This window comes from Luteimonas sp. MC1825, assembly GCF_014764385.1.
Lineage (GTDB): Bacteria > Pseudomonadota > Gammaproteobacteria > Xanthomonadales > Xanthomonadaceae > Luteimonas.
On the sequence record NZ_CP061714.1, the window covers coordinates 192,683 to 216,749 of the forward strand.

Consider the following 24,067-nt stretch of genomic DNA (forward strand, 5'->3'; position numbering starts at 1 on the left):
ATGCCAAGCAGGCCCGCGAACAGGAACGCCGCACGGTTCGATCCGCACGGGCGGCCACGCTCCGCGCGCCGAGGTTCGCCGGCATGGGCGGTGATGGGTAGGCGCCGGCTCATGGCTGGTCTCCGGAGCGTGCCGCCGCCGAGCGCTCGATCGCCTCCAGCGTTTCATGCAGCGCGACCGCATCGCCAAACCCCGGCGCAAGGCGCGTGCCTTCGCGGATGTCGCGCGCCACCAGCGCATACGTGCGCGCCACGTTGCGTGCCACCGGCGTATCGGTCCAGCCTGCGTAGGCCTCGGCGGGCGGCATGGGTTCGCTGAGCTCCGTCGCGTCGCCCCTGGGGCCCCGGACCGTCAGCTGTTCGTCGGCCAGGGGCGTGAGCGCCGGCATGTGCGCCAGCGCGGCCCAGTGGATGCCGGGGTTGAGGCCGATGATTCCGACGCGGATGGGCTTGGTCATGTCCTGCTCCTGAAAGGGGTCAACACCTGCATGCGGTGGTGGTTGGCGTCGACCATCATCCCCCAGCGGGCGGGGGCCGCGGGCTACCATCGGCGGATGGAGTTTCCCGGTCATCCCGCCACCAGCCCGCGCCGCCCGGGCAATCCGGGCGACATGGGCGACATGGGCGAGCTGCGCAGCAGGTTTTCGACCGCGATCGCGCGGGGGCTCGCCGCTGCGCCGGAAGCCGCGCATGCCACGATGGCACTCGCCGTTGTCGACGACTGGATGCCGTGGCTTCCCGAGGCCGGCCAACTGCTCGACGCACGGGAACGCGGACGCGCCGGACGCATGAAGCGTCCGCGCGATGCCGCCGCGCGCACCCTTGCTTACGCCCTGCACCGCCTGTTCCTCGGCGCCTTGACGGGCATCGATGCACGCGACCTGCCGCTCGGCCGGGATGACCGCGGACGTCCTGTGCTCGGAGGCGATTGGTGCACCAGCCTCAGCCATGCCGACGGGGCGTTCGCATGTGCCGCCCTGCGCGCGGCGCCGGTCGGCATCGACCTCGAGCGTCGCGATCGCGCCGCCGGCATCGCCGACATCGAGTCCGACATCTGCCATCCCGACGAATCCGCCGCGCTGGCCGGCCTGCCGGACCACCTGCGCGCGCACGCGCTGCTGGACGCCTGGGCGAGGAAGGAGGCCTACCTGAAGGCCTCGGGCGTCGGCCTGGCGCATCCGATGGCGGCGTTCGCGTTGCCCGAGGGCGGCATCCTGCCGCTCACCGGCGACAGCGACACCGCGCTCGACGTGCAGACCGGGCTGGTGGCGCTGCACCCCGATTACGTCGTCGCGCTGTCACGACCGCCGGGTACGCCGGTGCACGCCATGCGTCTGCTGCCCGCCTGAGCGTCACCAGCCGGGCCGGGCCTGCGCGGGCAGGCTGGCGGCGAGCGCGGCGAGCACTTCGGACCTGTGCGTTTCGATGAAGAAGTGACCGCCGGCAAAGGCCTGCAGCGCGAATGCGCCGGTGGTCGCGTTGCGCCACGCGGCGAGCGTGTCGCCCGGCGTGCTGGGGTCGGCGCTGCCGGCGAACACCGTGACCGGGCAGTCCAGTACCGCACCCGGCGCGTAGTGGTAGTCGTCGAGCAGGCACAGGTCGGCGCGCAGCGCGGGCAGCACCACGGCGCGGATATCCGGATGCGACAGGCTGGTGCCGAGGCTGCCGAACCTGCGGTCCGTCGCGGCCAGCAACGCATCGTCGCCCGCGGGCCAGGCGGGTACCGGCGGGTCCGGTGCGCGTCCAGGCCAGGGCCGCGCCGACACGAACAGGTGGTCGATCGGCGACGTCCCGCGCCGCTGCAGCGCGTGCGCCAGGTCGAACCCGATCACGGCACCGAGGCTGTGCCCGAAGATCGCGGTGCGTTGCGGGGGCAGGGCGTCGATCGCGGCCAGCAGCGCATCGCGCATGGCTGCCCAGTCGACCAGCGGCGGATCGGCCAGCCTGTCCTCGCGCGCCGGCAACTGCACGGCGAATGCTTCCACGTGCGCCGGCAGCGCGTCGCCCCAGCCGCGGAACACGCCCGCCCCCGCGCCGGCGAACGGCAGGCACAACAGCCGCAGGGTGGCCATTGGCCGCGGTGCCAGGCACTTCAGCCGCACGCTCACGCACACGCACCGGTGAAGCAAACCATGCGCACCTGCTGTGTCCTGTCGCGGCCCGGAACCGCGTTTTCCTGATCATACCTGCAGCTCCGCCGCCAGCCGCGCGCCAGGACGCACCCCCGGTTCCGCATCGCGAAGCGCCGCCGCGGATGGCAGGCGCGTCGCCATCGCCAAGGGGGAAAGATGTCACTGGCGCGACCCGTAATCGCCTTGTCCGGCACCTGGACGCTCGACCCGCTGGCTCCGGTCGTCGGCTACTGGTTCGACCTGCTGCACGTGGATGCCGACGTGCGCCTCGCGCCGTATGCGCAGGTGTTCCAGCAGTTGCTGGATCCCGACAGCACGCTGCGCCGCAACCACGCCGGCGCCAACGTCGTGTGCCTGCGCTGGGAGGACCTGCTGCCGCACGGCAACGCCACCGGCGCCGACACGCCGGCGCTGCTTGCCGCGCGCATCGACGAGTTGCACGCCGCGATCACCGTGCTGCCGCATCACGTGCCCTGCCTGGTGGTTGTCGGCCCGGGCGATGCGGCGAACCGCGTGTTCAACGAGGCGACGCGCGCGCTGTCGGCGCGCCTGGCGGGCATCCCGGAGGTGCACGTGCAGGATGGCGCCGACGCCATGGCGCGCTATCGCGTGGGGCGCGTGCAGGACGCGGCCTCCGACCGCTTCGGCCATGTCCCCTATACCGGCGACGCACTGGTCGCGCTGGGCACCGCCATCGCGCGCTGGTATGCGGCACGCGTGCGCCCGCCGATCAAGCTGTTCGCGGTGGATGCCGACCACACGCTGTGGTCGGGCGTGGTGGGCGAGCAGGGCGTCGACGGGCTCCGCGTCGACCCTGGCCATCTCGCGCTGCAGCGTGCGCTGGCCGCGCAGGCCGGTGCCGGCGCACTGCTGGGCCTGCTCAGCAAGAACGAGGAGGCCGACCTGCGCGCGGTATTCACGCAGCGCCACGACCTCGCGCTGGGTTGGCAGGATTTCATCGCGCATCGCGTCGACTGGAATCCGAAGCCGGACCACCTGCGCGACATCGCCGCCGCGCTCGGGATCGGCCTGGACAGCGTGGTGTTCCTCGACGACAACCCGCTGGAATGCGCCCAGATGCGTGCCGCATCGCCGTCCACGTTGACCGTGCGCGTGCCCGAAGATCCGCAGCGCCTCGAAGCCTTCGTCGAGCACCTGTGGTTGTTTGACCGCCACGCGGTGACCGCCGAGGACCGCGACCGCGCGGCCATGTACCGCGACAACGCCGCGCGCGCCGATGTATTGCGTGGCACGACATCGCTGCAGGCGTTCCTCGACGGGCTCGAGCTGGTCGTCGACATCGACCCGCCGCGTCCGGGCGATCTGCCGCGCCTGTCGCAGCTGACCCGGCGCACCAACCAGTTCAATGCCAGCCTGCTGCGGCTGCAGGAAGGCGAGCTGGCCGCGACCGGCGCGCACGCGTTCCACCGCGGCGTGCGCGCACGGGACCGCTTCGGCGACTACGGCCTGGTCGGACAGCTGCGCGCGTCGCCGCAGGGTGGCTGCCTGCTGGTGGACCTGTTCATGCTCAGCTGCCGGGCGCTTGGCCGCGGCATCGAGCACCGCATGCTGGCGGCCGCGGGCGCGCACGCGCAGGCGCTGGGCCTGGCGGAGGTTGCCGTGCGCTTCACTGCCGGCGAACGCAACACCCCGGTGCGGCGCTTCCTGGAAACGGCCTTCTCTACCGCAGCGGATGGCGACGCCTGCGTGTTCCGCATGCCGGCGTCGCAGGCTGCGGCGGTCGCGTTCGATGCCTCGGCCACCGACAACGGCGATATCGACGACGGCGCGCCGGTGGCCGCGGCGCTGTCCGTGCCGGCGGCCAATGCGGCCCGCGACGGCGGGGCGGTCTACGAACACATCGCCCACCACCTGGCCACGGCCGCCGATATCGGGCGTGCCATCGCCGCGCGTTCGCAGCCGCGCCCGGCGCTGGCGACGGGCTTCATCGCGCCCGCGCCGGGCCTGGAACATGCGATCGCGGCGATCTGGCGCGAGGTGTTGCGCATCGACGCGGCCGGCGCGCAGGACCCGTTCCGCGAGCTCGGCGGCAAGTCCATCCATCTCGTCCAGGTGCACCGGCTGCTGCTCGAGCGGCTCGGGATCGACGTCGACATCACCACGTTGTTCCAGCACCCCACCGTGGCCTCGCTGGCCGCACACCTGTCCACCCGTTCCGCGCCAGCCGGCGTCGACGCCGCGCAGCAGCGCGGCCGGCGCATGCGCGAGGCGCACGCGCGGGCCGCGCTGCTGGCCGCGGCGCGGAAACACCGCCTCGGCAATGGAGAACCCGCATGAGCCATGAAGGCATCGCCATCGTCGGCATGTCCGGGCGTTTCCCGGGCGCGCCCGACGTGGACACGTTCTGGAAGAACATCAAGGACGGCGTGGAGTCGGTGACGCACTTCGATCCGTCGGAACTCGAGATCCCGCTGGCGCCGGATACCGGCGACGACCCCAATGCACGCTACATCTGCGCCAAGGGCATCCTCGACGACGTCGACATGTTCGACGCGCGCTTCTTCGGCTACCTGCCGCGCGAGGCGGAGCTGATGGATCCACAGCACCGCATGTTCCTGGAAATCTGCTGGGAGGCGATGGAGCGCGCGGGCCACGACCCGCAGCGGTATCCCGGTGCCGTCGGTGTCTATGCCGGCTGCTACATGGATACCTACCTGCTGTGGAACCTGTGCTCGGATCCGACCTTCCTGGCGCGGTTCGTGGAATCCATCCAGGTCGGTTCGCTGCAGACCGAACTCGGCAACGACAAGGATTACCTGGCCACGCGCGTGGCCTTCAAGCTCGGCCTGCGCGGCCCGGCGATGACGCTGCAGACCGCGTGCTCGACATCGCTGGTCGCCATCGCAACCGCCTGCCAGGCGCTGGCGTCCTACCAGTGCGACATGGCGCTGGCCGGCGGCGTGACCATCGTGCTGCCGCAGAAGAAGGGCTACTTCTACCGCGAAGGCAGCATGCTGTCGGCGGACGGCCACTGCCGCACGTTCGACGAGCAGGCCGCCGGCACGGTGTTCAGCAACGGCGCGGCGGTGGTGCTGCTGAAGCGCGTCGAGGACGCCATCGCCGACGGCGACCGCATCTACGCCGTGGTCCGTGGCTTCGCCGTCAACAACGACGGTGCCGGCAAGGTCAGCTACACCGCACCCAGTGTCGACGGACAGGCGGACGTGATCTCGATGGCGCTGGCGGCCGGCGACATCGACGCGCGCAGCATCGGCTATGTCGAGGCGCACGGCACGGCCACGCCGATGGGCGACCCGATCGAGATCGCCGGCCTCACTGCCGCCTACCGCGCGCACACCCTGGACCACCAGTACTGCGCGATCGGGTCGCTGAAGGCCAACCTGGGCCATCTCGACGTGTCCTCCGGCGCGATCGGCCTGATCAAGACCGCGCTGTCGGTGGACGAGAACCTGCTGGTGCCGTCGATCAACTTCACCCGGCCCAACCCGAAGATCGATTTCGCGCAGAGCCCGTTCTACGTCAACACCGAACTCAAGCCCTGGCCGCAGGCGCCGTGGCCGCGGCGCGCCGGCATCAGCTCCTTCGGCGTCGGCGGCACCAATGCGCACCTCGTGGTGGAGCAGGCGCCCGAGCCGCCACCCGAAGGAAACCGTCGTTCGCACGCCCTGCTGCTGCTGTCGGCGCGCAGCAAGGAGGCGTTGGCGGCGCAGGCCACGCGCCTCGCGGACTGGTTGGAGGCGAATCCCGCGGCCTCGCTCGACGACGTCGCCTACACGCTGCAGGTCGGGCGCCAGCAGTTCGAGCATCGCCGCATCGTGGTCGCCGCCGAGGTCGCGGAAGCCGCAGTGAAGCTGCGGGCCGCGCCGACACCGGTGGAGGCGGCGAGCCTGAAAGCGTCCGCGAAGGCGATCACCTTCATGTTCCCCGGCCAGGGCGCGCAATATCCCGGCATGGCGCGCGAGCTGTACGCCAGCGAGCCGCTGTTCCGCGAGGTGATCGACCGCTGCGGCGCGGCGCTGTGCGAGGCGGGCGCGGCGGAGCAGGATCCGCGGCCGCTCCTGCTGTGGGATGCGCAGGCGTCGCCCCTGGATGCCGCGCAGGCGACCGCCGCGCTTGCGCAGACCGCGATCGCGCAGCCGGCGATCTTCGTGATGGAAATGGCGCTGGCCACGCTGCTTGGCAGCTGGGGCGTGAAGCCGGATGCGGCGCTCGGACACAGCGTCGGCGAGTTCGCGGCGGCGTGCATGGCCGGGGTATTCGCGCTGGACGACGCGGTGCGGCTGGTCGCGACCCGCGGCCGCCTGATGCAGGCGCAGCCTCGCGGCACGATGCTGGCGATCCGCGCGCCGCGCGAACAGGTCGAGCCGCGGTTGCCACGGGATGTGGCGATCGCCGCGGTCAACGCGCCCGGGCTGGTCGTGGTGAGCGGCCCGGTCGGTGCCGTGGATGGCCTGGCGAAGGCATTGGCGGCCGAGGACATCCAGGCCACCCCGCTGCTCACTTCGCACGCATTCCATTCGCGGATGATGGCGCCGGCACGCGCCCCGCTGGTCGAAGCGGTCGCTGCGGTCTCGTCCCGCGCGGCATCGCTCCCGCTGGTCTCCACCGCGACCGGCGCCACGATCGACGCCGAAGGCTTCCGCGATCCGGGCTACTGGGGCGATCAGCTGATGCGTCCGGTGCTGTTCGCCGATGCCAGCGCGACGGCCGCCGCGGACGGGGCGCTGCTGCTGGAGGTGGGGCCGGGCCGCACGCTGACGACGCTCGCCAGGCAATCGCTGGACAAGCCCGGGCCGCTGGCGGTCCTCCCCTGCCTCGGCCCGGTGCAGGCGCCCGGCTCGGATGTGCAGAACCTGCTGCAGGCGGTCGGCCAGCTGTGGCTGGCCGGCGTACAGCCCGACTGGGCGGCGCTGCAGCCCGGCCGCCGCCGCCGGGTGCCGCTGCCGACATACCCGTTCGAGCGCAAACGCTTCTGGGTCCAGCCGATTCCGCCCGGCCCGGCCACGCAGCCCGTGCCCCGGGCGGCTGCCGGGGGCAGCGCCGTTACCGGCGCCCGGCCGGCAGCGGTGGGGGTCCCGAGCGACGTCGAGCAGCTGATCCGCATGCAACTGGCCCTGATTTCCGAGCAGCTGGGCGTGATCGGCGGGCTGGGCGGGACCGGTCGCGGCGACCGATGACGTTGTTGACATTGATGGAACAGGATCCGGAGAGGTAGGCATGGGGACGATTGGGCAGTTGCGGGTCGCGAAGATCGTCGATCGCCTGCGGGCAGTGGCAGCCGACCTCTCCGGTTACGAGCCGGCCGATCTGGTGGAGACGACCACGTTCCTCGACCTCGGCTTCGACTCGCTGTTCCTGACCCAGCTTGCTTCGGCGTTCCAGGGCGAATACGGGGTCAAGATCACCTTTCGCCAACTGTTCGACGAGCTGCCCACGCTGCATGCGATGGCCGAACACCTCGACCGCACCTTGCCGCCGGATGCCGTGCCTGTGCATGCACCGGGCGCTGCCACGGCCGCACCGGTCGAGGCGATGTCCGGCGAAGGCGTCGTGGCGGAGCGCGTGCCCGCGGTCGAGCCGCCCGCATTGGCGATGACGGATTTCGCCGCGTCGTTCGCGGCAGTGTCGAATGCCCTGCCTGGTTCCGCAGGCGGGTTGCAGGACGTGATGGCGCAGCAACTGCTGCTCATGTCGCAGCAGATCCAGCTGTTGCAGGCGCTCAAGGGCGCCGCGTTGCCGCATGCAGCGCCAGTGGCCGCACCCGCTGCCGCCGCCGCACCGCAACCCGCGGACGTCGCCGTCGCGCCGCATCCGGCTGCGACACCGCAGGGCGGGACCGCCGCCGCCGCGTCGGCCATGCCAAAGGGCTTCGGGCCGCAGGTCAGCCGCGAAGAGCGCGTGCTCACGCGCCGCCAGCGCGAGCACATCCAGCGCCTCACCGCGCGCTACAACGCGCGCACCATGGGCTCCAAGCGGCACGTGCAGCAGCATCGCCCGCACCATGCCGATCCGCGCACCGCCGCGGGCTTCAACCGGTTGTGGAAGGAAATGGTGTATCCGATCGTCATCGAGGGCTCGCACGGCTGCCGCCTGCGCGACATCGACGGCAACGAGTACATCGACATCCTCAACGGCTTCGGTCCGAACTTCCTTGGCCACAGCCCGTCGTTCATCTCCGACGCGCTGAAGGCGCAGCTCGACAAGGGCATCGAGGTGGGGCCGCAGACGCCGTTGGCCGGCGAGGCCGCCGAGCTGTTCTGCGAGCTCACCGGCATGGACCGCGTCAGCTGGGTCAACACCGGCTCCGAGGCGGTGCAGGCGGCGATCCGCCTGTCGCGCACCTACACCGGGCGCGAGAAGATCGTGGTGTTCTCGGGCGACTACCACGGCAACTTCGACGAAGTGCTGGTGCGCGTGACGAAGAACGCCAGCGGCGCGCGCCGCACGTTCCCGCTGGCGCCGGGCATTCCGTTCCGCGCGGTCGAGAACGTGCTCGTGCTCGATTACGGCGAAGAGGAATCGCTGGAGATCATCCGCCGCAACGCCGGCGACATCGCCGCGGTGCTGGTGGAGCCGGTGCAGAGCCGGCGCCCGGAGTTCCAGCCGCACGAGTTCCTGAAGAAGCTGCGCACGCTGACCGAGGACGAAGGCATCGTGCTGGTGTTCGACGAGGTCATCACCGGCTTCCGCATCCGCCCCGGCGGCGCGCAGGAGTACTACGGCATCAAGGCCGACCTCGCCACCTACGGCAAGATCATCGGCGGCGGCATGCCGATCGGCGTGGTTGCCGGGCGTGCGCGCTTCATGGACACCTTCGATGGCGGCCAGTGGCAGTACGGCGACGACTCGTTCCCGGCGGCCGGCGTGACCTTCTTCGCCGGCACCTTCGTGCGCCATCCGCTGGCGATCGCCGCGGTGCACGCGGCACTCAGGTACATCAAGGCGCAGGGCCCGGCCCTGCAGGACACCGTCAACCGGCGCACCACGTACCTGACCACCGAACTCAACGGCTTCTTCAAGGAGCGCGGGCTGAAGATCCACATCCCGCACTTCGCCTCGCAGATGTTCATCCGCGTGCAGGAGGAGGGCGAACTGGCGACCCTGCTGTTCTTCCACCTGCGCGCCCGCGGCATCCATGTGCTGGAGAACTTCCCCAGCTACATGACCGCCGCGCACGGCGACGATGACGTCGAAGCGATCATCGCCGCGTTCAAGGACAGCATCCTCGAGATGCAGGCTGACGGCCTGCTGCCGGCGCCGCCGGTCGAAGCGCCTGCGCTCGCATGGCGTCGCACGCTGCCGCTCACCGATGCGCAGCGCGAGCTCTGGTTCGCCTCGCAGATGGGCGACATGGCGAGCTGCGCGTTCAACGAATCCGACTCCGTGAGGATCGACGGTCCGCTGGACGCGGCGCGCTTCGTCGCCGCGGTGGAAACCGCGTTGGGCGAGCAGGAGGCGTTCCGCTACCGTTTCGACGACGAGGGTGCCACGCAGTGGGTCGATGACGACGCGACTTTCCAGGTGCCGGTGGTCGACCTGTCCGCCCTTGGCGGAGCCGAACGCCAGCAGCGCATCGACGCCCTGCTCAAGCAGGAGGCGTTGACGCCGTTCGACCTGGCACGCGGTCCGCTGGTGCGTGCGCAGCTGCTGAAACTCGGGCCGGATTCGCACCTGTTCGTGGTGTACTGCCACCACATCGTGTTCGATGGCTATTCCGCCGACGTGCTGCTGGGGCGCATCGCCGAGATCCATGGCGCCGAGCCGGGCAGCGATGTCGATGCCTCCGCCTCGGCCGTCCCGTTCAGCGCCTACATCCACCTGACGACATCGCCTGCCGCGCGCGCGTCGCAGGCGCAGGCGCTCGAGTACTGGCGCGGCGTTTACGCACGGTTGCCGGAGCCGCTCGATCTGCCAGTGGATCACTCCAGGCGCGACACGGGCAACCATCGCGGCGCCACGCTGCATCGCGATCTGGATGCCGCGGTGGTCGGCGAGCTCAAGGACGCGGCCAAGTCGCTCAAGACCAGCCTCAACGTGTTCCTGCTCAGCGGCTTCCAGGCGCTGCTGTCGCGCCTGAGCGCGCAGGAAGACGTGGTGGTGGGCATGCCGGTCGCCGGGCAGGCACATACCGGGCTGAAGACGGTGGGCTACTGTGTCAATGCCTTGCCGTTGCGTGCGGCGACGGGCCAGGACAAGCCGTTCCGCCAGCTTGTCGCCGAAACGCAGCGGTCCATGTTCGACGCCATCGAGCACCAGGACGTCACGCTGGGGCAACTGGTCCGTGCCCTTCAGGTGCCGCGCGAGGCGGGGCGGCAGCCGCTGGTCGACGTGGTGTTCAACTACAGCAGGTTCTTCTCGCGGCTCGACCTGCAGGATTGCACGGTCAGCACGCACGAGAACCCGCGGCAGGCGTTCTACTACGACACGCTGTTCAACATCATCGAACACGATGGGCGCCTGGCGATCGACTGGGACTACAGCGCCGACGTGTTCGACGAACAGACGATCTCGCTGTGGATCGACTGCTACCTTGCGCTGCTGCGCGGGGCCGCACGCGACAACGGCCTTGCCATCGGCGCGCTGCCGTTGACGGACGAGGTCGACCAGGCGGACGCCCGGGTGGCGGAAGCGCGATGACGTGCGGGGCATCCGTTCCCGAGCCAGGAATGCGTATCGACCACTACGTTGCATCGTGGGCGCGGGCGCGGCCGCGGTCCGTCGCCGTAGTGCAGGGCCAGCGCGTGCTCGACTTTGGCGCCCTCGACAACGCCTGCAGTGCGTTGGCGCTGCGGTTGCGACGTGCGGGCGTCGAGCGTGGAACCCGCGTCGGACTCCAGCTGGCCTCGCCGTTGGACGCATTGCTGTCGACGCTGGCGGTGCTGCGCGCCGGTGGCACATGCGTGCCGCTTGCCGCCGGTGGCCCGGTCGATGGGCAGCGCGGCGTCGTTGCGCAAGCAGGCATCTCGCTTGTGCTTGCGGATGGCGCGCTGCGCGCCAGCTTCGACGGCGTCGTCCGGATGTCCACGCTCGATGCACTTCCGGCCGTTGCCGCGGATGCCACGTCATTCGTGCAGTCCGAAGACCATGCCGATGACATTGCTTTCATGGTGTGTTCGCCTGGCAGCGACCATGCGCAATCCGCCAGGATCAGCCACGGCAACATGGTCGGGATCGTCCGCGGCATTGCCGGGCAGGTGTTCGGAGCCGACGGCATCCGCATGCTCGTCGCGAGCGCGCCGCATCAGCCGCAGGTCTTGATCGAGTGGTGCTTGCCGTTGGTCACCGGCGGCACCGTGGTACTTGCGGACCACAGCGTGGCTGACGACGTCGATGCCTGCCGACGCACCATCGACGCGGCCAGCGCCAACGCCGTGGTGATGGCGCCGGAAGCACTGCGCCAACTGTTCGACGCACAGTGGAGCGGCGGCAAGGCCGTCAAGATCCTGGCGGACGCCGGCACCGACGCGCCAGGGTTCGCCGAACCCTTGTTCGATCGATGTGCCGCCGTCTGGCGCTTCCACGGCGCGATCGGCGCCACGCCATGTGCCACGCTGCATCACATGCAGCCCGGCGAGTCACGCGTGCTGCTGGGCCGTCCGCTCCCGGGCGTGACCATAAGTATTCGCGACGGCGCTGGGCGGGAAGTGCCCCGGGGCATTCCCGGCGAGGTTTGCGTATCCGGCGTCGGGACTGCCGGCGAGGGGCCGGCCGGGCTGCGCACGGGCGCGATGGCACGTCTCCTGGCGGATGGGACGCTCGAATACCGCGGGCGCAACAGGGCATCTGCGCCGTCGGCCGTGCAGCCCGTTGCCGGGAAGGGCCAGCCTGCGCGCGATGCAGGTGATGGCGCGCCGGGATCGGCGGTATGGAACGAGACACAGCGCACGTGGGAGCCCGTGCCGTCTCCCTACCTGCATCGCATGATCGAGCAGCAGGCGCGGCTGGCGCCGGATGCCGTTGCAGTCGTCGCGCCCGACGGCTCGCTTACCTATGGGCAGCTGGATGCGCGCGCGCAGGACATCGCGCGGCGACTTCGCGCGCTTGGCGTGCGGGCAGGGGATCGTGTCGCACTCTGCGCCGAGCGCGGGCTGGACATGGTGGCCGGCATCCTCGGCGCACTGAAATCGGGTGCCGCGTATGTGCCGATGGATCCGGCGTATCCCCGCGATCGGCTCGTCGAGATCCTGGTCGACAGCGGCGCGAAGACGCTGCTCCTCGGGCCCGGGCTGGATGGGTCGGGTTTCGCCAGCGCCGACAACTGTGCAGTTGTCACGTTGCATGACGTGCAGAACGCGGCCACGGATGGGCTGGTGGCGACGTGTGCCGCGGACGGGCTCATGCCCACGAGTCCGGCCTACGTCATCTACACATCGGGCTCCACCGGCAAGCCCAAGGGCGTGGTGGTGCCGCATTGCGCCGTCGTCAACCTCTTCCACGAGGCGAAGGAGCGTCCCGGTCTATCACCCGAAGACATCGTGCTGGCAACCGTCAGCATGGCGTTCGACCCTTCCGTGGCCGACCTGCTGTTTCCACTCGCCGTTGGTGCGCGCGTGGTCATCGCCGACCGCGACACGGTGATGGACGGCGCGGCGCTGGCGCAGGCGCTCACGACGCATCGCGCCACCCTGATGATCGCAACACCATCCGGCTGGCAACTCCTGGCGTCCACGGCGTGGCGTCCGGAGGGACGATTCGTGGCCTGGTGCGGCGGCGAGGCGCTGTCCACGGAGCTGGCCTCGCGCCTGCTTGGTCGCGGCATCGAGCTGTGGAACCTGTACGGCCCGACCGAGACGACGGTGTGGTCGACCTCCACACGCATCGAGGCGAACGCCGGCGGCACGCCGGACATCCACATCGGCAGGCCGATCGCCAACACCACGGTGTGGGTGCTGGACGAGCAGGGCGACCTCTGCCCGGTGGGCGTGTCGGGCGAGATCTGCATTGGCGGTGCGGGCGTGGCGCTGGGCTACCTCGGACGGCCCGGGCTGACGGCCGGGACGTTCATCGAAGACCGGATCGCGCCGCGCGACCACGGCACCGGCCTGCCGCCGCGCCTGTACCGCACGGGTGACCGTGGCCGCTGGCGTTCCGATGGCGTCCTGGAGCACCAGGGCCGGATCGACTTCCAGGTGAAGGTGCGCGGCTATCGCATCGAGCCGGGCGAGATCGAGGCGGTGCTGGAGTCGGCGCCGGAGGTCTCGCGCGCGGTCGTGGTGGTGCGCGAGGACCAGCCGGGCGACCTCCGGATCGTCGGCTACATGGCGGGCACAGACGTCGACGAGGCGGCGCTGCAGTCGCGCCTGCGCGCGACGTTGCCTGGGTACATGGTGCCGCAGCATCTGGTGCTGCTGGATGCGCTGCCGCTGCTGCCCAACGGCAAGATCGACCGCAAGGCCCTGCCCGCGCCGCAGCCCGGGCACGTGCCCGTGCCCCGGCCCGCAGCCGCAACCCCGGCCGCCCCGCAGCCGGCCACCGCCGCCGCCGCGCAAGCGCCGGGAAGCCCTGTCGACGCAAGCGCCACCCACGAAGATCCGCGGGTGGCGTACCTCGTGGCCGTGTGGACGGAGATCCTTGGCGCCGCGGCATCGCCAGAGGACAACTTCTTCGACCTGGGTGGGCACTCCATGCTCGCGGCGAAGCTGGCCAACCGGGTCGCGCGCGAGACCGGGCATCGCATCAGACTCATGCCGCTCGCAACCCGGACGCTGGCCCAGCTGGCGAGTGACATCCCGGCCTCGGCGCTGCCTTCCCCCGCGGCGATGGGCGATGCGCCGATCACCCGGCTGCCCGACGCGACGCGCGATGCGGGGTCCGGCGAACGGGCCTTCTTCTTCGGCACCTCGGCGCGCCGCATGTTCGGCATGGTGCACCGCGCGTCACCGGCATCCGACAGCGGCGTGCCCATCCTCGTGGCGCCACCGCTGCTGCTGGAGGGCGTGACCTGCCAGCGCGCGTTGTGGACGCTTTGCGAATCGGTGTCCGCGCAGGGCGGCGATGCCATGCACTTCGACTGGTACGGCACGGGCGACTCGGCCGGGGGCTCCGGCGAGGTCACCCTGCCCGGGCTCCAGGTCGACCTTCGACTGGCCAGCCAGCGGCTGCCGCGCGGCAGCGGGCAGCGGATGCGCGTCGTCGCGTTCCGCAGCGCAAGCCTGCCGGTGCTGGCGGCGGCGGTCGCGGGCGCGCAGCCGGTCGACCTCGTGCTCTGGGATCCGGTCGTGTGCGGAGGTCCACTGGTCGAGGAATGGCGTCGCCAGCACGCTGTGCAGCTGGCAGGCCGGACACGTTTCCGCCGTGCGGTGCGCGTGGCCCGGGCAGACGCCGAGCTGCTCGGCTTCGACGTCGCCCCGGGCTTCATCGATGCGCTGGCGCGGTCCGACTTCCGCCGCAGCGCGTTGCCGCCGGGGAGCCGCCTGTGTGTCGTGGCGTGGCCCGGGCCGAACGACGACGTGGAGGCGTTCATCGCCACCCAGCGCGAAGCGGGCATCACCGTCGAGCAGGTAACCCTGCAGGCCGCTGACCGGCCCGCATGGGACGATGCGCACGGGCTGGAGGACCAGGTGTTTCCGCGGCGCAGCGTCGCCGAAGTGGCGGTCCTGCTGGCGGGTGCACGCGCATGACGACGCTGCCGCTGTCCGGGACCGCGCCGCTGCGCGCGGTGGATCCGCGTCCGGCGAGTGCGGAGGACGGGGTGGAAGAATCCGTCCATGTGTTCGCCGGGAACCTGGTCGGCGTGCTGACGCAACCCCCTGGAGGCACGCGGGCCCGCGCCGCGCTGGTCCTGCTCAATGCCGGGCTGACGCACCGCATGGGGCCTTTCCGCCTGTATGTGCAGATGGCACGCGTGCTGGCCGCGCAGGGCTTCACCGTGTTCCGGTTCGACCAGTCGGGACTTGGCGACAGCGCGCTGTCCACGCAGGTCACCGCCGGGCGGGTGATGGCGGAGACGACGGCCGCGATGGACCTGGTGACCTCACTTACCGGGGTGCGCGAGTTCGTCCTGGGCGGCCTGTGCTCCGGCGCCAACGATGCCTTCAACATCGCGCCGGCGGACGCGCGCGTGGCCGGATTGCTGCTGCTGGATGGCGTTGGTTATCGCACTCCCGGCTACCACCTCCGCCACTACCTGCCACGCCTGCTGCGGCCCGCCAGCATCTGGGGCTATTTCAGGAGGCGCCTGGGTCCGCCCAGGGACACGCCCCCGCCGGAGCTCGACGACTTCAGCGATTTCCCGACGCGGGCCGAGGCCGCGCGCCGGCTGGAGGCGCTCGATGCGCGCGGCGTGCAGGCGCTGCTGCTCTACACCGGCGGGGTTGGCGACTACTACAACCATCGCAGCCAGGCCCGCGCGTGCTTCGGCGCGGTGATGCGCTCGCCAGGAATGGCAACGGACTATTGGCCGGAGTGCGACCACACGTTCTACCTCCGTGCGCATCGCGAGAAGCTGTTCCACGCCGTTTCGCAGTGGATGCTCGCGCGGTTCGGGGCCTGAGCGGGACCGTGCGACGCGTCGCTTGGCCGATAATGGCCTCCCCAGTGACGAGCAAGCACAGCGTGATGGCTGTTTCCACGATGGATTTCCCCGACTATCCCTTCACCCCGAAGCGCTTCCAGGTGCGCCCGGGCATCGGCATGAGCTACCTCGACGAGGGCCCCCGCGACGGCGAGGTGGTGGTGATGGTCCACGGCAATCCGTCGTGGAGCTACTACTGGCGGCACCTGGTGTCGGGGCTGTCGGATCCGGCTTCCGGCAAGGGCTATCGCTGCATCGTGCCCGACCACGTCGGCATGGGCCTGTCGGACAAGCCGGACGACGCGCCCAACGCGCTGCCGCGCTACGACTACACGCTGCAGTCGCGCGTGGACGACCTCGGCGCGCTGCTCGAGCATCTCGGCATCGCGGGGCCGGTGACGCTGGCGGTGCACGACTGGGGCGGCATGATCGGATTCGGCTGGGCGCTGGCGCACCAGCACCAGGTGAAGCGGCTGGTGATCACCAACACCGCCGCGTTCCCGATGCCCGACGCCAAGCCCATGCCCTGGCAGATCGCGCTGGGCCGCGACTACACCGTCGGCGAGCTGGTGATCCGCGGCTTCAACGCGTTTTCCGGCGGTGCCTCATGGCTCGGCGTGGAGCGGAAGATGCCGGCCGACGTGCGCCGCGCCTACGTGGCGCCCTACGACAGCTGGAAGAACCGCATCTCCACGGTGCGCTTCATGCAGGACATCCCGCTGTCGCCGAAGGACCGCGCGTGGCCCTTGGTGGAGGCCGCGGGCCAGCGGCTGCACGAGTACGCGGCGCTGCCCGCCTTCATCGGCTGGGGGCTGAAGGACTTCGTGTTCGACCGGCATTTCCTGCAGCGCTTCCAGGCGGAGCTGCCGGACGCCGAGGTGCTGGCGTTCGACGACGCCGGTCACTACGTCCTCGAAGACAAGCACGAGGTGCTGGTGCCCGCCGTCCGCGACTTCCTGGCGCGCAACCCGCTGTAGCGGCTCAGGCCGCGATCGGCGGCGGCAGGGCGGGCGGCGGCGAGCCGCCATCGTTCGGTGTGTCGTTGCCGTCGGGGTTGCCGTCGCGGTCATTGGCCGCGGCCTCGCGCCAGGCCCAGTCGGCGCGGGTCAGTGCCGGCAGGCCATGGGCAACGCGCGCGTTGTCGCACTGCCGGCTCGCGGCGCCGAATTCCCAGGATGCCGGCACATCGCGGCAGGCCTGCGGGCGCACCGGGTGGATCGTGCACCGGGAGTAGCGCCCGATGTCGGCATCCAGCGCGACGCAGCGCGGTTCGCTGCCGCCGAAGGTGCCGAGCATGGCCCGCTCATGGCTGCGCAGGGGCGTGGTCAGTTCCGGCGGCACCCTGCCATCCAGCGCGGGATCGGCCTCGGACCAGTGGAAGCTGACGCGATAGAAGGCGCAGCAGGCGCCGCAGCTCAGGCAGGGATGGGGCACGTGGGGGTCGCCGGAGCCGGGTAGCGGATTCTTCGTCCAGCCGCTCCGGGGCGCAAGTGCCGGAGCGGCGCGCGCCGCCTCAGCCCCGTGCCGCGTCCAGGCCCTGCTGCCAGAAGTCGGCTTCCAGTCGCGCCGCCTTGGCAAAGATGTCGACCAGTTCGCCGAAGCGGTTGTCGCTGGCGTAGCGCCGGCCAAGGTCGTCGAGCCAGGCGTGCGCCGCCACCCCGACCTGCTGGAAGGCCTCGCCGGCGTACTCGCCGATCCATTCGCGGTACGGATGCGCGGAATCCAGCGCGCCGACGCCGGCCGGCGCCAGGCGGCGGCCGGTCTCCGCGTAGCCGAGCGTGCACGGGATCAGCGCCACCTGCAGGTCGAGGAGGTCGCCGGACATGCCGATGTCGAGCACGAAGCGCGTGTAGGCGACGGTGGCGCGCTGCTCGGGCGCGGCCTCCACGTCGGCCGCCGACAAGCCCCAGCGCTCGCACAGGCGCAGGTGCAGGTTCATTTCCACGTCCACGATCGCCGCCAGCCCGCCCTTGGCCGCGCGCATGTCGGCCATGGTGCGGCTCTTGTACGCGGCCAGCGCATGCGCGCGCGCGAACTGGATCAGGAACAGGTAGTCCTGGACCAGATAGTTGCGGAAGGCGGCCTGGGGAAGCGTGCCGTCGCCGAGGCCGCGCACGAAGGCGTGGTCGACGTAGGCGTTCCAGTCGGTGGCGGCGGCTGATTTGAGGCGATCGAACAGCGACATGGTCGAAGGTGCTCCAGCGGTGTCGGCCGCGGCGAAGGACGCGGGATTGTCGGTGATCGGCGCCGGCGGCGTCCATGCGACGGCGTGGACGCCCTGCGGCGCCGGGCGATAATCGCCGCATGAGCGAACCCTGCAACATCGCGGCGGCGCTGCCGCGGCTGGCGGCCGAGGCGCCCGACCGCATCGCCATGCGCTGCCCCGGCAGCGATGGCCGCTACGCTACCGCACTGACCTATGCGCAGCTGGACGCGCGCAGTGATGCGATCGCCGCCGGTCTCGCCGCGCGCGGCATCGTCCGCGGCACGCGCACGGTGGTGATGGTGCGGCCCACGCCCGAGTTCTTCCTGCTGATGTACGCGCTGTTCAAGGTCGGCGCGGTGCCGGTGCTGGTGGATCCGGGCATCGACCGGCGCGCGCTGAAGCAGTGCCTGGGCGAAGCCGCCGCCGAGGCCTTCGTCGGCATTCCGCTGGCGATGTTGGCGCGCGTGCTGCTCGGCTGGTCGCGCGCCGCGCGGGTGCGCATCACCACCGGTGCGCGGCCGTGGTTCGCCGACGCCACCCTGGCCGCGGTCGAGCGCGACGGTGCCGGAGCCGGAGCGCAGCTCGCCGACACCGTGCCGGACGACGTCGCCGCGATCCTGTTCACCAGCGGGTCCACCGGCGTGCCCAAGGGTGTGGTGTACCGCCATCGCCACTTTGCCGCCCAGGTCGCCATGCTGCGCGACGCCTTCGGCCTGGCGCCCGGCGGCGTGGACCTGCCGACCTTCCCGCCATTCGCGCTGTTCGATCCTGCGCTCGGGCTGACCTCGGTCATCCCCGACATGGACCCCACGCGCCCGGCCAGCGCGGACCCGCGCAAGCTGCACGCGGCGATCGCCCGCTTCGGCGTGACCCAGCTGTTCGGCTCGCCGGCGCTGATGCGCGTGCTGGCCGAGCATGGCGTGCCGCTGCCCACGGTGACGCGCGTGACCTCGGCCGGCGCACCGGTGCCGGCGGATGTGGTGGCGAAGATATGCGCGCTGCTGCCGCCCGACGCGCAGTTCTGGACGCCGTACGGCGCCACCGAATGCCTGCCGGTGGCGGTGATCGAAGGGTGCGAGCTGATGACGCTGCGCGCGCGCACCGAAACCGGCGCCGGCACCTGCGTCGGCCGGCCGGTGCCGCCCAACGAGGTGCGCATCATCCGCGTGACCGATGACGCGATTCCGGAATGGTCGGACGACCAGCTGGTGAAGCCGGGCCAAGTCGGCGAGATCACCGTTGCCGGGCCGACCGCCACCGACACCTATTTCAAGCGTGATGCGCAGACGCGGCTGGCCAAGATCCATGAGGCCGGCGCCACCGGCGAGCGCATCGTCCATCGCATGGGCGACCTCGGCTACTTCGACGCGGAAGGCCGGCTGTGGTTCTGCGGCCGCAAGTCGCAGCGCGTGGTCACGGCTGCGACGACGCTGTGCACCGAGCAGGTCGAGCCGGTGTTCGACACCCATCCCGACGTGCGGCGCACGGCGCTGGTCGGCCTTGGCGCGCGCGGTGCGCAGCGGCCGCTGCTGTGCGTGGAACTGCACAAGGGCGTGGCCCGCGGCGAACACGCGCGGATCGCCGCCGAGCTGCGCCACATCGGCGAAGGATTCGTGCACACCGCGCGCGTCGACAGCGTGCTGTTCCACTCCGCATTTCCGGTCGACATCCGCCACAATGCGAAAATCGGCCGCGAGAAGCTGGCCGCGTGGGCCGCGCGCGAAGTGCGCCGCGGCAAGGTCTTCGAGCCGGTGAAGCAGGAGGGTTGAGCGTGAGGGTGCTGGTCACGGGCGGTGGCGGGTTCCTTGGCCAAGCGCTGTGCCGCGGCCTGGTGGCGGCGGGGCACGAGGTCACGAGTTTCAACCGCGGGCACTACCCCGCGCTCGACGCCATGGGCGTGCGCCAGCTGCGTGGCGACCTGGCCGATCGCGACGCGGTGATCGACGCCTGCGCGGGCATGGACGCGGTGCTGCACAACGCCGCCAAGGCCGGCGCCTGGGGCAGCTACGACAGCTACCACCGCGCCAATGTCATGGGCACCGGCAACGTGCTGGCCGGGTGCCGCGAGCACGGCATCAGCCGGCTGGTGTACACGTCCTCGCCCAGCGTGACCCACCGCGCCACGCACCCGGTCGAAGGCGGCACCGCCGACACCGTGCCCTATGGCCAGGACCTCAAGGCGCCGTACGCCGCCACCAAGCTGATCGCCGAGAAGATCGTGCTGGCCGCCAACGACGACGAGCTCGCCACGATCGCATTGCGCCCGCGGCTGATCTGGGGGCCTGGCGACAACCAGCTGCTGCCGCGCCTGGCCGAACGCGCGCGCGCCGGACGCCTGCGCTTCGTCGGCGACGGACTGAACCGCATCGACACCACCTACATCGACAACGCGGCACAGGCGCACTTCGACGCCCTCGCCGCGCTGGCGCCGGGCGCGGCCTGCGCCGGGCGCGCGTACTTCATCAGCAACGGCGAGCCGATGGCGGTGCGCGACATCGTCAACGCGCTGCTGGCGGCGGTGGGCGCGCCCCAGGTGCGCAAGACGCTGCCGTTCCGCGCCGCGTACGCCATCGGCGCCGCCTACGAGGCGCTTTGGCCGCTGCTGCGGCTGCGCGGCGAGCCGCCGCTGACGCGCTTCCTGGCCGAGCAGCTCAGCACCACGCACTGGTACGACATGGCGCCGGCGACGCGCGATTTCGGCTACGTGCCGCGGGTGACCATTGCCGAAGGCCTGCGCCGGCTGGCGGCCGACGCGGCGGGATCCGTCACCCGCTGACGACTCCGGCTTGGCGACCATGGCGCTGCGCCGGCCCGACGGCCGGAAGGGAGACCGCCATGCTCAGCTACGCCCTGATCTTCATCGTCATCGCCATCATCGCCGCCGTGCTCGGTTTCAGCGGTATTGCCGGTGCCGCCACCAACATCGCCTGGATCCTGTTCGTGGTGTTCCTGGTGCTCGCCGCGGTGTCGTTCTTCCGCGGCCGCAAGGTCTGACCGGCCGGGCCGGCGCGCGCGCGTTGGCGGCCACCAGCCGTCACCTCGCGTGCGCCGCCGGCCCGCACCATCGCCGCGGCGTCGCGCCCGCACCCGGTGCCGCCGCGATGGCCGATGGCAGGTCGCTACAATGCCGCCATGGCCGACACCACGTTCCCGTTCCCCGCCTGGAAGCCGCTCGCGGGCCGTGCCCTCGAGGCTGCGCTGAACCACGCGCTGGCGCTTGACGACGACACCCGCCGTGACCTGGCGCGTCTCGCCGGACGCAACGTCGCCCTGCACCTGGCGGCACCGCCGCTGGCGCTGGCGATACGCGTCGATAACGACGCATTGCGGGTGGGGCCGGTGGAGGCCGACGCACCCGCCGACCTGTCGATACGCAGCACCCTGGGTGGACTGCTGGCCCAGTTGCCGGCGCTGCTCGGCCGCAACCGCGATGACCACGCCACTCCCAGCGGACGCCTGCGCATCGAGGGCGACGCCGAGCTTGCACGCGCGCTGCAGCGCATGGCCTCGCGCTTCGATCCCGATTGGCAGCGGCCGTTCGTCGCGGCGTTCGGCGAGGTCATGGGCGTGCAGGTCGCCAATGCCGTGGCCGCGACGCTGAAGGGCGCGCGCACGGCCGGCAGCAACCTGGCCAGCAGCGCCGCCGAGTACGTGGTCGAGGAATCGCGCGACGTGATCGGCCGCGACGAGCTGGACGCGTTCCACGACGACGTCGACGCGGTCCGCGACGATGTCGAACGCCTGGCTGCGCGCATCGCGCGCCTCGGGCGCGGCGCCGGAGGGCGTGCATGAAGACGGCGGTGCGTGCGCTCGGCATCGGTCGCGTGCTTCTGCGCTATCGCCTCGACGAGATGTTCGCCGGCACGCCGGCCGAGCGCTGGCTGCGGCTGATGCGGCCGTTCGTGCCGAGTGCCTCGCGCGAGATCGCGGCGCTGCCTCGCGGCGCGCGCCTGCGCCTGGTGCTGGAGGAACTGGGCCCGATCTTCGTCAAGTTCGGGCAGATCCTCTCCACCCGCCGCGACCTGGTGCCGGCCGACGTCGCCGACCAGCTGGCGCTGCTGCAGGACCAGGTGGCGCCATTCGACGGCGAGGTCGCACGCGCCATCGTCGAGCGCGCGCTGGGCCGCCGCATCGACGAGGCCTACGCCAGCTTCGACACCCGCCCGCTGGCCTCGGCCTCGATCGCCCAGGTGCATGCGGCGACCCTGCCTGCGATCGACGGCGCCGCGCCGCGCGAGGTGGTGGTGAAGGTGCTGCGCCCCGACATCGAGGCGCGGATCGCTGGCGACATCGCGCTGCTCAAGCGCATCGCCGCGCTGGTCGACCGCTCGCATCCTCGCGCCGACAAGATCCGCCCGCGCGAGATCGTCGCCGAGATCGAGTCCACGCTGGCCGCCGAGCTCGACCTGCAGCGCGAGGGTGCCAATGCGTCGGTGCTGCGCCGCAACTGGCTTGGTTCGCCCGATCTGTACGTGCCGGAGCCGGTGTGGAGCCACAGCGCCGAGCGCGCGCTGACCCTCGAACGCGTGCGCGGCATCCCCAGCGACGACATCGCCGCGATCGACGCCGCCGGCATCGACCGCAAGGCGCTCGCCGCCAAGGGCGTGCGCGTGTTCTACACCCAGGTGTTCCGCGACAACTTCTTCCACGCCGATGCCCACGCCGGCAACATCTGGGTCGACAGCGACCCGGCGCACCGCGCCAACCCGCGCTTCATCGCCCTGGATTTCGGGATCATGGGACAGCTCTCCAGCGAGGACCAGTACTACCTCGCCGAGAACTTCATGGCGATCTTCAACAAGGACTACAGGCGCATCGCCGAGCTGCACGTGCAGGCCGGCTGGATGCCGTCGCACCTGCGCATCGACGAGCTGGAGGCCGCGGTGCGCGGCGTGTGCGAGCCGTACTTCACCCGGCCGCTGTCGGAGATCTCGCTGGGCGAGGTGCTGCTGAAACTGTTCCGCACCGCGCAGCGCTTCGAGCTCACCCTTCAGCCGCAGCTGATCCTGCTGCAGAAGACCCTGCTCAACATCGAAGGCGTCGGCCGCCAGCTCGACCCGAAGATCGACATCTGGGCGGTGGCGCGGCCGGTGCTGGAGCGGATCCTCGCCGAGCGCTACAGCCCGCAGCGGCTGGCGCGCGAGTTCGGCAAGCGCCTGCCGGAAATGGTCACCCACGCGCCCGACATGCCGCGCCTGCTGCATGCCTGGCTGCAGCAGCAGGTCGAAGGCCGCCACCAGCTGTCGATGCGCTCCGACGACATCGGCCAGCTGGTGAAGGTGATGGCGGCGATGCAGCGGCGCACGGTGTCGGCGATCGTCGGCGTCGGCCTGCTGCTGGTCGCCAGCGTGCTGTATGCGCTCGAAGCCGGCGGCCCGGCGCTGTGGTCGGTGCCCGTGGCGGCATGTGTGGCGGGCATCGGCGGCTTGGCCGCGCTGCTCGCGGCCTGGCCACGGCGATGACAGTGGGGTGCGGCGGCGCGCCCGTAACGGCGGGCAACGCGACCGATGCGGATGAAGCCCTGCCCGCACCCGAGGCGCTCGACGTGCTGTACGAAGAGGCGACCTTCGCCGTCGTCGACAAGCCCGCCGGTCTGATGGTCCACGACAGCAAGCTCGCGCGCGGCGAGAGCGACTTCGCCGCCAACCGCCTGCGCGAGCAGTTCCACAGGCCGATCTTCCTCGTCCACCGCCTCGATCGTGCCACCAGCGGCTGCCTGCTGCTGGCCTTCGACCGCGGGACCGCATCGCTCCTCGGCAAGTCGCTGATGGCCGGCGGGCTCGACAAGGCCTATCTCGCGGTCTGCCGCGGCTGGCCGGCGGAGGCCGCGTTCGAAGTCGACCATGACCTCGACGGCGGCCCCGGCAAGCCGCAAAAGAAGCCGGCGGTCACGCGCTTCGAGCGCCTGGCCACGGCGGAGCTGGCGCTGCCGTCGGCCGGTTTCGAGACCTCGCGCTACGCACTGCTGCGCGCCTGGCCGCAGACCGGGCGCTTTCGCCAGATCCGTCGCCACCTCAAGCATCTCTCGCACCACCTGATCGGCGACACCAGCCACGGCGACGGCCGCCACAACCGCAGCTTCCGCATGCTCGGCATCCACCGCATGCTGCTGCACGCCGAGCAGCTGTCGTTCCCGCACCCGCACGATCCCGCCAGGCACGTAGACGTGGTGGCGCCGCCGGATGCGGAGTTCAGGCGCGCGCTGGCGCTGTTCGATCCACCGTCGGCGTGAGCC

Annotated in this window: 17 protein-coding genes; 13 read left to right on the forward strand and 4 right to left on the reverse strand. The window is 71.2% G+C overall.

The features are described 5' to 3' along the window. Positions 1 to 109: 109 nt before the first annotated feature. Positions 110 to 457, reverse strand: a complete 348-nt coding sequence (locus IDM46_RS00915) for a hypothetical protein (RefSeq protein WP_185114557.1) — start codon at positions 455 to 457, stop codon at positions 110 to 112. 96 nt (positions 458 to 553) lie between these two features. On the opposite strand from IDM46_RS00915, the gene IDM46_RS00920 reads away from it, so the two are divergent. Further along, the gene (locus tag IDM46_RS00920) at positions 554 to 1,348 is read left to right on the forward strand and encodes a 4'-phosphopantetheinyl transferase superfamily protein (protein ID WP_185114558.1); all 795 of its coding nucleotides are present in this window, start codon (positions 554 to 556) and stop codon (positions 1,346 to 1,348) included. 3 nt (positions 1,349 to 1,351) lie between these two features. Here the strand turns inward: IDM46_RS00920 and IDM46_RS00925 are convergent, their stop codons facing one another. Continuing rightward, positions 1,352 to 2,107 (reverse strand): thioesterase domain-containing protein, encoded by a 756-nt coding sequence (locus IDM46_RS00925; RefSeq protein WP_185114559.1) that lies wholly within the window; start codon positions 2,105 to 2,107, stop codon positions 1,352 to 1,354. 207 nt (positions 2,108 to 2,314) lie between these two features. Here IDM46_RS00925 and IDM46_RS00930 point away from each other — a divergent pair, with 207 nt between their 5' ends. The 6 genes from IDM46_RS00930 (at position 2,315) to IDM46_RS00955 (ending at position 16,603) form a co-directional block, all read left to right on the forward strand. Beyond that, positions 2,315 to 4,429, forward strand: a complete 2,115-nt coding sequence (locus IDM46_RS00930) for an HAD-IIIC family phosphatase (RefSeq protein WP_185114560.1) — start codon at positions 2,315 to 2,317, stop codon at positions 4,427 to 4,429. Further along, complete coding sequence (locus IDM46_RS00935; RefSeq protein WP_185114561.1) at positions 4,426 to 7,290, forward strand: type I polyketide synthase; 2,865 nt, start codon at positions 4,426 to 4,428, stop codon at positions 7,288 to 7,290. The genes IDM46_RS00930 and IDM46_RS00935 overlap by 4 nt, the downstream gene beginning before the upstream one ends. A 40-nt stretch (positions 7,291 to 7,330) precedes the next feature. Then, a complete protein-coding gene (locus IDM46_RS00940) occupies positions 7,331 to 10,750 on the forward strand; it encodes an aminotransferase class III-fold pyridoxal phosphate-dependent enzyme (protein ID WP_185114562.1) in 3,420 nt (1,139 codons plus the stop codon). A gap of 29 nt (positions 10,751 to 10,779) precedes the next feature. Continuing rightward, a complete protein-coding gene (locus IDM46_RS00945; RefSeq protein WP_185114563.1) occupies positions 10,780 to 14,733 on the forward strand; it encodes an amino acid adenylation domain-containing protein in 3,954 nt (1,317 codons plus the stop codon). Beyond that, positions 14,730 to 15,605: an alpha/beta hydrolase gene (locus tag IDM46_RS00950; RefSeq protein ID WP_185114564.1), complete on the forward strand. Its 876-nt coding sequence runs from the start codon at positions 14,730 to 14,732 to the stop codon at positions 15,603 to 15,605. The genes IDM46_RS00945 and IDM46_RS00950 overlap by 4 nt, the downstream gene beginning before the upstream one ends. 80 nt (positions 15,606 to 15,685) lie before the next feature. Beyond that, positions 15,686 to 16,603 (forward strand): alpha/beta fold hydrolase, encoded by a 918-nt coding sequence (locus tag IDM46_RS00955; protein WP_185115213.1) that lies wholly within the window; start codon positions 15,686 to 15,688, stop codon positions 16,601 to 16,603. 4 nt (positions 16,604 to 16,607) lie between these two features. Here IDM46_RS00955 and IDM46_RS00960 read toward each other — a convergent pair whose 3' ends face one another. Next, the gene (locus IDM46_RS00960) at positions 16,608 to 17,060 is read right to left on the reverse strand and encodes a YkgJ family cysteine cluster protein (RefSeq protein WP_185114565.1); all 453 of its coding nucleotides are present in this window, start codon (positions 17,058 to 17,060) and stop codon (positions 16,608 to 16,610) included. Between the two features lie 79 nt (positions 17,061 to 17,139). Next, positions 17,140 to 17,811 (reverse strand): thiaminase II, encoded by a 672-nt coding sequence (gene tenA, locus IDM46_RS00965; protein WP_185114566.1) that lies wholly within the window; start codon positions 17,809 to 17,811, stop codon positions 17,140 to 17,142. 119 nt (positions 17,812 to 17,930) lie between these two features. On the opposite strand from tenA, the gene oleC reads away from it, so the two are divergent. The 6 genes from oleC to IDM46_RS00995 all read left to right on the forward strand — a co-directional run bounded on the left by oleC (position 17,931) and on the right by IDM46_RS00995 (position 24,064). Next, positions 17,931 to 19,601: an olefin beta-lactone synthetase gene (gene oleC, locus IDM46_RS00970; RefSeq protein ID WP_185114567.1), complete on the forward strand. Its 1,671-nt coding sequence runs from the start codon at positions 17,931 to 17,933 to the stop codon at positions 19,599 to 19,601. Between the two features lie 2 nt (positions 19,602 to 19,603). Continuing rightward, entirely contained in the window at positions 19,604 to 20,608 is a 1,005-nt protein-coding gene (oleD, locus tag IDM46_RS00975) for a 2-alkyl-3-oxoalkanoate reductase (protein ID WP_185114568.1), read from the forward strand. 59 nt (positions 20,609 to 20,667) lie between these two features. After that, positions 20,668 to 20,826: a DUF1328 domain-containing protein gene (locus IDM46_RS00980; protein ID WP_182823388.1), complete on the forward strand. Its 159-nt coding sequence runs from the start codon at positions 20,668 to 20,670 to the stop codon at positions 20,824 to 20,826. A 138-nt stretch (positions 20,827 to 20,964) separates the two neighbouring features. Next, positions 20,965 to 21,624 (forward strand): SCP2 sterol-binding domain-containing protein, encoded by a 660-nt coding sequence (locus IDM46_RS00985; protein WP_185115214.1) that lies wholly within the window; start codon positions 20,965 to 20,967, stop codon positions 21,622 to 21,624. After that, a complete protein-coding gene (ubiB, locus tag IDM46_RS00990; RefSeq protein WP_185114569.1) occupies positions 21,621 to 23,294 on the forward strand; it encodes a ubiquinone biosynthesis regulatory protein kinase UbiB in 1,674 nt (557 codons plus the stop codon). Before IDM46_RS00985 ends, ubiB begins: the two co-directional genes overlap by 4 nt. Next, positions 23,291 to 24,064: a pseudouridine synthase gene (locus IDM46_RS00995; RefSeq protein ID WP_223877988.1), complete on the forward strand. Its 774-nt coding sequence runs from the start codon at positions 23,291 to 23,293 to the stop codon at positions 24,062 to 24,064. Before ubiB ends, IDM46_RS00995 begins: the two co-directional genes overlap by 4 nt. Positions 24,065 to 24,067: the final 3 nt, after the last annotated feature.